Source organism: Streptomyces sp. NPDC034043 (genome assembly GCF_055575675.1).
The window spans coordinates 84,820-96,725 of sequence record NZ_JBVISF010000014.1; the positions used below are offsets into that span (position 1 = coordinate 84,820).

At 71.6% G+C, this 11,906-nt stretch carries 12 protein-coding genes; 3 read left to right on the plus strand and 9 right to left on the minus strand.

Translation table 11 applies throughout. The annotated features are described in order from the left end of the window. Positions 1-144: 144 nt before the first annotated feature. Together ACZ51S_RS28175 and ACZ51S_RS28180 are read right to left on the minus strand one after the other, a co-directional pair. A complete protein-coding gene (locus ACZ51S_RS28175; protein ID WP_388941956.1) occupies positions 145-1,506 on the minus strand; it encodes an aspartate aminotransferase family protein in 1,362 nt (453 codons plus the stop codon). 3 nt (positions 1,507-1,509) lie between these two features. Next, positions 1,510-2,013, minus strand: coding sequence for an Lrp/AsnC family transcriptional regulator (locus ACZ51S_RS28180; protein ID WP_007266859.1), 504 nt, complete (start codon positions 2,011-2,013; stop codon positions 1,510-1,512). 170 nt (positions 2,014-2,183) lie between these two features. On the opposite strand from ACZ51S_RS28180, the gene ACZ51S_RS28185 reads away from it, so the two are divergent. Further along, positions 2,184-3,623, plus strand: a complete 1,440-nt coding sequence (locus ACZ51S_RS28185) for a gamma-aminobutyraldehyde dehydrogenase (RefSeq protein ID WP_468477901.1) — start codon at positions 2,184-2,186, stop codon at positions 3,621-3,623. A gap of 112 nt (positions 3,624-3,735) precedes the next feature. Continuing rightward, positions 3,736-4,911, plus strand: a complete 1,176-nt coding sequence (locus ACZ51S_RS28190) for a polyamine ABC transporter substrate-binding protein (protein ID WP_468803752.1) — start codon at positions 3,736-3,738, stop codon at positions 4,909-4,911. Positions 4,912-4,984: 73 nt separating this feature from the next. Here the strand turns inward: ACZ51S_RS28190 and ACZ51S_RS28195 are convergent, their stop codons facing one another. From ACZ51S_RS28195 to ACZ51S_RS28215, 5 genes are all read right to left on the minus strand, one after another. After that, on the minus strand, positions 4,985-6,196 hold the full coding sequence (locus ACZ51S_RS28195; protein ID WP_468803751.1) for a serine hydrolase domain-containing protein: 1,212 nt from the start codon (positions 6,194-6,196) through the stop codon (positions 4,985-4,987). A 120-nt stretch (positions 6,197-6,316) separates the two neighbouring features. Beyond that, positions 6,317-7,051 carry a response regulator gene (locus ACZ51S_RS28200; protein WP_468477898.1) on the minus strand — a complete coding sequence of 245 codons (735 nt, stop codon included), beginning with the start codon at positions 7,049-7,051 and terminating at the stop codon, positions 6,317-6,319. Next, positions 7,048-8,256, minus strand: a complete 1,209-nt coding sequence (locus ACZ51S_RS28205; protein WP_468477897.1) for a sensor histidine kinase — start codon at positions 8,254-8,256, stop codon at positions 7,048-7,050. Before ACZ51S_RS28205 ends, ACZ51S_RS28200 begins: the two co-directional genes overlap by 4 nt. Next, a complete protein-coding gene (locus ACZ51S_RS28210; RefSeq protein ID WP_468477896.1) occupies positions 8,253-8,957 on the minus strand; it encodes a glycerophosphodiester phosphodiesterase in 705 nt (234 codons plus the stop codon). Before ACZ51S_RS28210 ends, ACZ51S_RS28205 begins: the two co-directional genes overlap by 4 nt. Positions 8,958-8,984: 27 nt before the next feature. Further along, positions 8,985-10,010 (minus strand): adenosine deaminase, encoded by a 1,026-nt coding sequence (locus tag ACZ51S_RS28215; RefSeq protein ID WP_468477895.1) that lies wholly within the window; start codon positions 10,008-10,010, stop codon positions 8,985-8,987. Positions 10,011-10,119: 109 nt separating this feature from the next. On the opposite strand from ACZ51S_RS28215, the gene ACZ51S_RS28220 reads away from it, so the two are divergent. Further along, entirely contained in the window at positions 10,120-10,833 is a 714-nt protein-coding gene (locus ACZ51S_RS28220; RefSeq protein WP_468962352.1) for a DUF4190 domain-containing protein, read from the plus strand. A gap of 50 nt (positions 10,834-10,883) precedes the next feature. Here ACZ51S_RS28220 and ACZ51S_RS28225 read toward each other — a convergent pair whose 3' ends face one another. Continuing rightward, entirely contained in the window at positions 10,884-11,297 is a 414-nt protein-coding gene (locus ACZ51S_RS28225; protein WP_468477893.1) for an NUDIX domain-containing protein, read from the minus strand. Next, on the minus strand, positions 11,294-11,848 hold the full coding sequence (locus tag ACZ51S_RS28230) for an NADAR family protein (protein WP_468962381.1): 555 nt from the start codon (positions 11,846-11,848) through the stop codon (positions 11,294-11,296). The genes ACZ51S_RS28225 and ACZ51S_RS28230 overlap by 4 nt, the downstream gene beginning before the upstream one ends. Positions 11,849-11,906: the final 58 nt, after the last annotated feature.

The following is an 11,906-nucleotide window of genomic DNA, read 5'->3' on the forward strand; positions in this document are numbered from 1 at the left end:
GGAGCCCTTTCGGTCACTGGCGCCGCATGGAGATGTAATGGGATGAACGTCTTGGATGCTGACAGCACACGGCCCGGATCCCCGCGTTCTACTCGAACGGAGGATCCGGGCCGTGTGTTCGGGCCAGTGCGGCCTCCGGACCGGTTAGAGCTTGGTCCACGCCTCGGTGAGCACCGAGCGCAGGATGCCTTCGATCTCGTCGAAGGTGCCCTGGTCGGCGATCAGCGGCGGGGCCAGCTGGATGACCGGGTCCCCGCGGTCGTCGGCGCGGCAGTACAGGCCGTTGTCGAAGAGCGCCTTGGAGAGGAAGCCGTAGAGCACGCGCTCGGTCTCCTCGTCCGTGAAGGACTCCTTGGTGACCTTGTCCTTGACGAGTTCGATGCCGTAGAAGAAGCCGTTGCCGCGCACGTCGCCGACGATCGGAAGGTCGTGCAGCTTCTTCAGGGTGTCGAAGAAGTTGCCCTCCTGGTCCAGCACGTGCTGGTTCAGGCCTTCCTTGTCGAAGATGTCGAGGTTGGCGATGGCCACGGCGGAGGACACCGGGTGCCCGCCGAAGGTGTAGCCGTGCAGGAAGGTGTTGTCGCCCTTGTAGAACGGCTCCGCGATGCGGTCCGAGACGATGCAGGCGCCGATCGGGGAGTAGCCCGAGGTCATGCCCTTGGCGCAGGTGATCATGTCCGGTACGTAGCCGAACTTGTCACAGGCGAACATCGTGCCGAGGCGGCCGAACGCGCAGATGGTCTCGTCGGAGACCAGCAGCACGTCGTAGGTGTCGCAGATCTCGCGCACCCGCTGGAAGTAGCCGGGCGGGGGCGGGAAGCAGCCGCCGGCGTTCTGGACGGGCTCCAGGAAGACGGCCGCGACGGTGTCGGGGCCCTCGAAGAGGATCTGCTGCTCGATCTGGTCGGCGGCCCAGCGGCCGAAGGCCTCCGGGTCGTCGCCGTGGATCGGGGCGCGGTAGATGTTGGTGTTGGGCACCTTGTGCGCGCCGGGGACCAGCGGCTCGAAGGGGGCCTTCAGCGCCGGCAGGCCGGTGATGGACAGGGCGCCCTGCGGGGTGCCGTGGTAGGCGACCGCACGCGAGATGACCTTGTACTTGGTGTGCTTGCCCTTCAGCTTGAAGTACTGCTTGGCGAGCTTCCAGGCGGTCTCGACGGCCTCGCCGCCACCAGTGGTGAAGAAGACCTTGTTCAGGTCGCCCGGGGCGTAGTCGGCCAGGCGCTCTGCGAGCTCGACGGCCTTGGGGTGCGCGTACGACCACACGGGGAAGAACGCGAGCTCCTGCGCCTGCTTGTACGCGACCTCGGCCAGCTCCTTGCGGCCGTGACCGGCGTTGACCACGAACAGTCCGGCGAGACCGTCCAGGTAGCGCTTGCCCTTGTCGTCGAAGATGTAGGTGCCCTCACCCCGCACGATGGTGGGGACGGGCGCGTTCTCGTACGACGACATGCGGGTGAAGTGCATCCACAGGTGGTCGTACGCGGTTTTGGAGAGGTCCTGGCTCACGGGCTATCGAGTTCCCCACATGTAGGTCTGCTTCTTCAGCTTCAGGTAAACGAAGCTTTCGGTTGATCGCACGCCGGGGAGCGTGCGGATCTTCTTGTTGATCGTTTCGAGCAGGTGGTCGTCGTCCTCGCAGACGATTTCCACCATCAGGTCGAACGACCCCGCGGTCATCACGACGTACTCGCACTCGGCCATGGCGGTCAGGGCGTCGGCCACCGGGTCGAGGTCTCCCTCGACGTTGATGCCGACCATTGCCTGACGCCGCAGGCCCACGGTGAGCGGGTCCGTCACGGCGACGATCTGCATGACGCCCTGGTCGAGCAGCTTCTGCACGCGCTGGCGCACCGCCGCTTCGGACAGGCCCACGGCCTTGCCGATCGATGCATAGGGACGGCGGCCGTCCTCCTGCAGTTGCTCGATGATCGCCAGGGACACAGCATCGACCGAAGGGGACGGTTGTCTGTTCCTGGAATCTGCGCTTCGACTGACCACGACCTCACTGTGCACGAGGAGTCGTCTGTTCCGCAACCCGTAATCGATGAAATCCGTTGTCGCGGGTCTTCGATTACACGGATTTCGTAGGTGGTGGCGTCCGGCTCTGTCGAAAGCGTCGACGGAGAGGCTAGGCTTGGCAGGTCGTCTCATTCGTTGGACATGTGATCAGGAGAGTGGCTGTAGTGACCACCGAACTGCGTCGTCTGCGCAACTACATCGGCGGGGAGTTCAAGGACGCCGCTGACGGGCGGACCACCGACGTGGTCAACCCCGCGACCGGCGAGGTGTACGCCACCGCCCCGCTGTCGGGCCAGGCCGACGTCGACGCCGCCATGGCGGCCGCCGCGGCCGCCTTCCCGGGCTGGCGCGACACCACGCCGTCGGAGCGCCAGAAGGCGCTGCTGAAGATCGCGGACGCCTTCGAGGCGCGCGCCGACGAGCTGGTCGCCGCCGAGTCGCAGAACACCGGCAAGCCCCTGGCCCTGACGGCCAGCGAGGAACTGCCCCCGATGGTGGACCAGATCCGCTTCTTCGCGGGCGCCGCGCGCCTGCTCGAGGGCCGCTCGGCCGGCGAGTACATGGAGGGGATGACCTCGATCATCCGCCGTGAGCCGGTCGGCGTCTGCGCCCAGGTGGCGCCGTGGAACTACCCGATGATGATGGCCGTGTGGAAGTTCGCCCCGGCGATCGCCGCGGGCAACACCGTCGTCCTCAAGCCCTCGGACACCACCCCGGCCTCGACCGTGCTGATGGCCGAGATCATCGACTCGATCCTGCCCAAGGGCGTCTTCAACGTCGTCTGCGGCGACCGTGAGACCGGCAAGGCCATGGTCGAGCACTCCACCCCGGCGATGGCCTCCATCACCGGCTCGGTGCGCGCCGGCATGCAGGTCGCCGAGAGTGCCTCCAAGGACGTCAAGCGCGTCCACCTGGAGCTCGGCGGCAAGGCCCCGGTCGTGGTCTTCGAGGACGCCGACCTGGCCAAGGCCGTCGAGGACATCGCGGTCGCCGGCTACTTCAACGCCGGCCAGGACTGCACGGCCGCCACCCGCGTGCTCGTCCACGAGTCCGTCCACGACGAGTTCGTCTCCGCGCTCGCCAAGGCCGCCGCCGACACCAAGACCGGCCAGCCGGACGACGAGGACGTGCTGTACGGCCCGCTGAACAACCCGAACCAGCTCAAGCAGGTCGCGGGCTTCATCGAGCGCCTCCCCGCCCACGCCAAGGTCGAGGCGGGCGGCCACCGGGTCGGCGAGAAGGGCTACTTCTACGCCCCGACCGTCGTCTCCGGCCTCAAGCAGGACGACGAGATCATCCAGAACGAGGTCTTCGGCCCCGTCATCACGGTCCAGTCCTTCACCGACGAGGCCCAGGCCCTCGAGTACGCGAACGGCGTCGAGTTCGCCCTCGCGTCCTCCGTCTGGACCAAGGACCACGCGCGCGCCATGCGCATGTCCAAGAACCTCGACTTCGGCTGCGTGTGGATCAACACCCACATCCCGCTCGTCGCCGAGATGCCGCACGGCGGCTTCAAGAAGTCCGGCTACGGCAAGGACCTCTCCGCCTACGGCTTCGAGGACTACACCCGCATCAAGCACGTGATGACCTCGCTCGACGCCTGATCCGCGGCCGTCGCACCGGCGGCGGCGCACTGATCACCGCATGGCCCCGAAGGGGCGGGCAGTAGACATCTTGTCTATTGCCCGCCCCTTCGTGCTGTCCGAGGGTGAGGCCATGCCTGAACTCGTCTCCCGCCGCGCGGCGCTGCGCGGCCTCGGTGCCGCGGGCCTGCTCGCCGCCCTGGCCGGCTGCGGTGTGCCCGCCGCGTACGTCCCGGAGGACCGGCGCGGGGGCCGGGACCTCTCGGACCGCGACCGCGCCCTCGCCTTCTCCAACTGGCCGCTCTACATCGACACCGGCGACCAGGACGAGGAGAGCCGTCCGACGCTGGAGGCCTTCACCCGCAGGACCGGCATCGAGGTCCGCTACACGGAGGAGATCAACGACAACGACGAGTTCTTCGGCAAGGTCGGCCCGGCCCTGATGAACTACCAGGCGACCGGCCACGACCTGGTCGTGGTCAGCGACTGGATGGCCGCCCGCTTCGTCCGCCTCGGCTGGGCCCAGAGGATGGACCGCTCGGCGCAGCCCAACGTCGCCGAACACCTGGATCCGCAGCTGCGTTCCCCCGCCTTCGACGAGGGCCGGACGCACACCGTCCCCTGGCAGTCCGGGATCACCGGCATCGCCTACAACCGCAAGGCACTGGGCCGGGAGATCAAATCCGTCAGGGACCTCTGGCACCCGGACCTGGCGGGCAGGGTGACCCTCTTCTCCGGGCTCGACGAAGCCTTCTCCCTGCTGATGCAGGGCAACGGAACCGACGTCACCCGCTGGACCGAATCCGACTTCCACCGGATGTGCGACCAGGTCGAGAGCATGGTGAAGAAGAAGCACATCCGCCGCTTCACCGGCAACGACTACACCTCCGATCTCGGCAAGGGCGACGTCCTGGCCTGCCAGGCCTACTCGGGCGACGTCATCCAGCTCCGGGCCGACAACCCCGACATCGAGTTCGTGGTCCCCGAGGAGGGCGCCGAGCTGTGGGCCGAGAGCCTGCTCGTCCCGAACCTCGCCCGGCACAAGGCCAATGCCGAGGCACTCGTCGACCACTACTACGACCCGGCGGTGGCGGCCCAGCTCGCGGCGGCCGTCAACTACGTCTGCCCGGTGCCCGCCGCCCGCGAGGTCCTGGCCGCCTCCCCGGACAAGGAGACCGCCCGACTGGCCGAGAACCCGCTGATCTTCCCCGACGAGGCGATGCGCGCGCGCCTCGCCGTCGCCCGGGACATCTCCTCCGCCGAACGCCCCTCCTTCGCCAAACGCTGGAACGCCATCGTCGGACTGTGACCACGGTCCGGCCGGACACGACCCCGGGGAGAGCGCGGCACCGACTCGGGCGGCACCGGCTCGGCCGCACCGGCTACTTGGCGAACGCCGCCCCGACGATGCCGTAGGCCACCCGGTTCATGTCCGGTCCCTTGGCGTCGGTGGAGTTCACCGAGTAGACGAGGGTGCGGGACAGGTCGCGGGTGCCGCCGATGACCGTGCTGTAGCCGTGGCGCGCCCCCGTCTTGCCGTAGACCTTCGTGCCGTCCGCCAGGAGGAACTCCTTCATGCCGGCCGTCTGCACGGCGTGCGCCCCGGTCCCGCTCGCGGCGTCCGGCACGTCGGGCACCGTGAACATCTCCTCGAGCTGCGCCTTCGGGACGACCTTGCCGCCGAACAGCGCCACCGTGAAGCGCTCCAGGTCCGCCGTGGTCGATATCAGGTCCCCGGCGGCCCAGTTGGAGGAGGAGTTCCACTCCGATACGTCCACCAGCGAGCGGCTCCCGTCGGCCTCCTCCACCGCCTGGTAGCCGTGGTTGTGCGCGCCGGGTATGCGGTTCTGGGTACGGGACGGGAACGAGGTGTGGCGCAGGCCCAGCGGCTTGGTGATCCGGTCGGACACGGCCTTCTCGTACGTCGTCCCCGTCAGCCTCTCGATGAGCACGCCCAGCACCGTGTAGTGGATGTTGCTGTAGCGCTGCTTCCGGCCCGGGTCGTACTCCGGGCCCTTGGCCACCGCGTTGGCGATCAGCGCCCGCGGGTCGACCACGTCGAACCGGTGCGCGTACTCGTCCTCGAAGGCGTCTCCGGGGCCGTCGGCGGACCGCAGGCCGCTCGTGTAGTTCAGCAGTTCCCGCACCTTGACCGGCTTGAAGCCGCCCGGGCCGCCCGGCAGCAGCCCGGGGAGGTACTCCTGCACCGGCCGGTCGAGGTCCACCCGGCCTTCCGCGGCGAGCTGGAGCACCACCGCCGCCGTGAAGGTCTTCGTCACCGATCCGGCCCGGAAGCGGGCGTTCTCGATCGCGGCGCGCCCGCTGCGGACGTCGGCGACGCCCGAGCTGCCGCGCCAGCCGCCGCTCGTACCGCCCACCCGGACCAGAGCCGCCGTCGCGTCCTCGTTCCGCGCCCCGACACCCGCGATCGCCTTCTCCAGGGCCGCCGCGTCCGGCGGCGTGGTGAAGGAGGGCGGGGCGACCCCCGCCGAGACGGGCGCCGGCGCCGGAGCGGCCTGCGCGGCGGCCACCGGTCCGGCGGCGACTCCCAGGACCAGAGCGGCGGCGAGCAGCGTGCGCGTACGTGCCTTCATGACGGTTCCCCCTGTGTGCGGTCCGTTCCGCGGGGCCGACTGCCCCGATGACCTCAATGCTGCGGGTCACGGGGGCAGTCGCGGATCACCGACGAGAGGGGTCTTCAGCGGTACGACAACTCACCGGCGCGAGGGATCCGACACGCCGCCCCCTCCCTCCCCGGAGGGAGAAACCCCCGAGGGAGAGAACCCGGCGCCCGGCGCGATCAGCCCCGTCTCGTACGCGCAGATCACCGCCTGGATCCGGTCCCGCAGCCCCAGCTTCGCCAGCACGTTCCCCACGTGCGACTTCACCGTGTGCTCGCTCACCACCAACGCCGCCGCGATCTCCGCGTTCGACAGCCCCCGTCCCAGGTGCAGCAGCGTCTCCCGCTCCCGCGCGGTCAGCACCTCCAGCCGCTCCGCGGCGAGCGCGGGAACGGACGGCCGGGCCGTCGCCGCCGTGTACTCCTCGATCACCCTCCGCGCCACCGACGGCGCCAGCAGCGACTCGCCCGCCGCGACCACGCGTACCGCGTGCACCAGGTCGTCCCGCCGCACGTCCTTCAGCAGGAAGCCGCTCGCCCCGGCGTGCAGCGCCTCGTACACGTACTCGTCCGAGTCGAAGGTCGTCAGCATCACCACCCGGCACGCACTGCCCGCCGCGAGCGCCCGGCAGGCCTCGATCCCGTCCAGCACCGGCATCCGGACGTCCAGCAGCGCCACGTCCGGCGCGAGCCGTTCCACGGCCGCCACCGCCGCCGCCCCGTCGCCGGCCTCCGCCACGACCTCGATGTCCTCCTGGGCGTCCAGGATCATCGCGAAGCCGCTGCGCACCAGTTCCTGGTCGTCGGCCACCACCACACGGATCGTCAATTCCCCACCTCCAGCGGCGAGGCTACCGAGGCCGGCAGGGTCACCCGCACCGTGAAGCCCCTCCCGTCCGCCCCCGGGCCGGTCCGCGCCGTCCCGCCGTGCGCCGCCGCCCGCTCACGGAGCCCGATCAGCCCGTGTCCGTGCCCGTGCCCTCCGCCCGCGGTGGGCGCCGGGCCCCTGCCGTCGTCCGTGACCGTCACCGTCAGCGCGTCCACCCCGTACTCCAGGCGTACCTCCACCAGCGAGGCCCCCGCGTGCTTCACCACGTTCGTCAGCGCCTCCTGCACCACCCGGTACACCGTCGCCTCCAGTGCCGCCGGCAGGTCGCGCACCCCACCCGTCCGTCCGTACGACACCGCGAGCCCGCCGCCCCGCACCCGGTCCAGGAGCACCGGCAGCTCCCCGATACCCGGCTGCGGCGCACGCGGGGCCGCCGCCGGCTCCTCCGCCCGCAGCACCCCCAGCATCGTCCGCAGCTGCGCCATCGCGTCCCGCCCGGTCTCGGCGATGGCCTCGAACGCGGCCTCCGCCCGGGCCGGGGCCGCGCGCACCGCCACCGGCCCGGCCTCCGCCTGCACGATCATGATGCTGACCGCGTGCGAGAGGATGTCGTGCATCTCCCGGGCTATTCGGGCCCGTTCGCGTGCCGCCGCCTGCTCGGCCTCGATCCGGTTCGCCCGCTCCAGTTGCGCCGCCCGGTCCTCCACGGCCGCGGTGTAGGCCTGCCGGGTGGCCTGGAGCCGCCCCAGTGCGAAGGCCGCCGCGAAGACGAACAGCGAGAACAGCAGCTCCCGCGCCGACCCGGTGTTGAGCGCCACGGAGACGGCGATCACCACCGTCAGGAGCCCGCCCATGACGAGCCGCACCCGCGCCGGGCTGAGCAGCGCGATCGTGTAGACGCAGATCAGCCCGGCGTACGGCAGCGGCTGCCCGGGACCGTCCAGGCCCAGCTGGTAGACGGAGCCCGCCGCGATCACCCCGGACACCGCCGTCACCGGAGCCCGCCGCCGCCACACCAGCGGCACCGTGCCCAGCGTCGTCAGCAGGTACGCGGTCCAGGTGGCCGGCGGATGCTGCGGGTCGCGGGGCACCACGAACGGGATGGTCGTCGCCACCTGCACCAGCAGCGCCAGCCCCAGGTCCTGCCGGCGCGGGTCCGCCCGCAGCACCCGCCCGCGCAGCCCTCCGGCCGGCGGGCGGGTCACCGGCCGAGCTCGGCCCGTACGGCGGCCAGGGCGTCCACCCGGTTCGTGGTGACGGAGTCCACCCCGGCCCGCAGCAGGCGGCGCATCGACCGCTTGGTGTCGGCCGTCCAGGCCGACACCAGCAGCCCGTCCCGGTGCAGGGCCTGCGTCAGCTCCCGGCTGACCAGGCCGAAGCGGTAGTTGAGCCACCGCGGGGCCACGGCGTCGATCAGCACGCGGCGCGGCGGCGACAGGGTGGTCCAGGTCAGCGCGATCTCCGCGTCCGGGTCCGCGGCGCGGACCGCGAGCATGGTGTTCGGCCCGGCGCAGTAGTACGTACGGTCGCGCGCCCCGCACTCGCGCACCAGGCCGACGACGGTCTTCACCGTCTCGTACGCGGCACCCGGCAGGTCGATCATCAGCCGTCCGTCCTCGGCCCCGGCCTCCGTCAGTGCCTGGCGCAGCGTCGGGACCCGGCCGTCCGTGAGCTCCTTCAACTGGGCCGCCGTGACGGCGTCGAGCCGCACGTCGTGCCCCCACAGCCGCTCCAGCGTCTCGTCGTGGAGCAGGACCGGCACGCCGTCGCGGGTCAGCCGTACGTCGACCTCCACCGCGTCCGCCCCCCGGGCGAAGGCGGAGCGGACGGAGGCGAGGGTGTTCTCACGGAACCGGTAGGGATCGCCGCGGTGGCCGACGGCAGTCAGGTTGCTCATGCGTCCCATTCTCGGGGGCGCGGGGATCAAGTGGGGTCAGCGGGCGAGCCATTCGGCGGTGTACGCGTCGATCTCCGCGACGAGCTCCGCCTTGCCGGCCGGGTCCAGGAAGGAGGCCTCGACGGCGTTCTTGGCGAGCTGCGCGAGGCCGCGCTCGTCGAGGTCGAGGAGGCGGGCGGCCACCGCGTACTCGTTGTTGAGGTCGGTGCCGAACATCGGCGGGTCGTCGCTGTTGATGGTGACGAGCACTCCCGCCGCCACCATCTCCTTGACGGGGTGCCGGTCGAGGTCGGTCACCACGCGGGTGGCGATGTTGGAGGTCGGGCAGACCTCCACCGCGATCCGGTTGTCCGCCAGGTACTTCAGCAGTTCCGGGTCCTGCGGGGCGGTGGTGCCGTGGCCGATGCGTTCGGCGCCCAGCTCGCGGATGGCGTCCCAGATGGTTTCCGGCCCGGTGCTCTCGCCCGCGTGCGGGACGCTGTGCAGCCCGGCGGCGCGGGCCGCGTCGAAGTACGGCTTGAACTGGGGGCGCGGGACGCCGATCTCGGGGCCGCCCAGGCCGAAGGAGACCAGGCCCTCGGGGCGCAGGTCGACCGCGAGGCGGGCGGTCTCGGCGGCGGCCTCGGGGCCGGCCTCGCCGGGGATGTCGAAGCACCAGCGCAGGATGACGCCGAGCTCGGTCTCGGCCGCCTTGCGGGCGTCCTCGATGGCCTCCATGAAGGCGTGCTCGTCGATGCCGCGGCGGGTGGAGGAGTAGGGGGTGATGGTGAGTTCGGCGTAGCGGATGTTCTGCCGGGCCATGTCACGGGCCACTTCGAAGGTGAGGGTGCGGACGTCGTCCGGGGTGCGGACCAGGTCGACGACCGACAGGTAGACCTCGATGAAGTGGGCGAAGTCGGTGAAGGTGAAGTAGTCGGCCAGCGCCTCGGGGTCGGTGGGGACCCTCGAGTCGGGGTGGCGGGAGGCGAGTTCGGCCACGATGCGCGGGGACGCCGAGCCGACGTGGTGGACGTGCAGTTCGGCCTTGGGCAGCCCCGCGATGAAGGGGTGCAGGTCGGGCATGGGGGCCTCCGGGAGGACACGGGTCGGGCGGTTCGGCCTCATCGTAGGCAGGCCCCGGCGGTGTCGGCGGCAGCGCTTAGCATGGCCGTACGAGAGAGGGGGGCGCCGTATGACCGACCACAGCCCTGAACCGAGGGACCCGTGGGCGCCGCCCGAGCGGCCGGCGGCCGGCCCGGAGAAGCAGCCTGGGGCGCAGCCGGCCCCGCCGGTGCCGCCGGTGCACGATCAGCCGACGGTGGCGGGCATGCCCGGCGCGAACCCGGCGCCCGGCCCCTCCGGGTATCCGCCGCCCCAGCCGGTCCCGCCGGCCGCCGCTCCGTACCCGCGGCCGCCGGCCCCCGGGTCCGCGTACGGGTACCCGGCGCAGCCGGCCGGCGGCGCGTACGCCTACCCGGGCGCGCCCGTGCCGCCGGGCCATCCCGGCTACCCGGGCCAGCCCGGTCACGCGGGGTACCCCGGATATCCGGGCGGGCCGGGATACCCGTACCCGTACTGCGTGCCTCCCGCGAGCAACGGCTTCGGGATCACCGCCCTCGTGCTCGGCATCCTGTCGGTGTTCGTCTGCGCCACCATGGTCGGCCCGATCGCCCTCGGTATCGCGGCGATCGTCTTCGGGGCGCTGGGCCGGGGCAAGGCCGCCCGCGGCGAAGCCACCAACGGCGGTGTGGCCCTGGCCGGCATCATCCTCGGCGCGGTCGGGGTCGTGCTCGGCATAGGCATGACGCTGCTCGTCTTCCTCGTTCCCGAACTCGAGGACCACGACGGCGGCAGCGACTCCCCCTCCTCCGTGTCCCAGATCGACACGCCCCGCGAACGGGCCTGAGCGGCAGCCGCACTCCGGCCCCCGGCCCGCCCGGCTGCGCCCCCTCCGGGTCAGAGCGGGGCGGCCGACAGCAGCGTCGGCACCATGTACGGCCCGTCCGGGGCGGTGCGGGCCAGCGGGACCCAGGACAGCCCCACCATCCGGGGGCACGGGCACTCCAGGTCCCCGTCGACCCCCAGGACCGGATCCCCGGGTGCCACCTCCACCCGGAAGCAGGTGGTCCACCCCGACGGGTACGGCGCCTCGAAGGCGTACCGCACCTCCAGGGGGCGCAGCCCCGTCTCCTCGGCCACCTCCCGCCGGACCGCCGCCTCCAGCTCCTCCCCGGGCTCCACTCCGCCCCCGGGCAGCGTCCAGTACTCCGCCCCGTCATGGAGCCCGGACGCCCCCCGGTGCCGCTCGCGCACCATCAGCAGGAGGCCGCCGCGCACGATGACGGCCGCCACCCGGCGCCGCCGCGTCACGCCCCCTCCGCGCGCAGTCGCTCCCGGGCCTCCATCAGGGCGAAGCCCAGCAGGTTCAGGCCGCGCCAGCGGGCGGGCTGGAGCGCCCGCTCGTCATCGGCGGCGAGCCCGATGCCCCAGACCCGGTCCAGGGGGCTCGCCTCGACCAGCACTCGCGTCCCCGTGCCCAGCAGGTAGGAGCGCAGCGCCGGGTCGGAGCCGAACTTGTGCACGCTGCCCTCCACGACCAGCGCGAACCGCTCCCGCTCCCAGACCGTCTCGTCGAACCGGCGCACCAGCCGTCCGGCCTTCTTCGCCGCCGCCGGACTGCCGGCCTCCAGCGCGGCGCGCTCGGCTTCGGCGTCTCCGAACAGGCGCGCCTTCCCGGCCATCATCCAGTGCTCGGCCGTGGCGTAGCGGACGTCACCCACCGTGAAGGGAGACGGCCACCACTGGCTCAGGCAGCTCGGCCCGAGCCTCCCGTCGGGCCGCGGCCGGTGCCCCCAGAACGGCAGGTACTTCACCCGCTGACCCCGGCTGACCTGCTCGATCAGCGTGTCCACCATGTCCATGCACGCGAGTGTCGCAGTCACCACGGACACTCCGTACGGGATTTCGGGGATGCCTCGA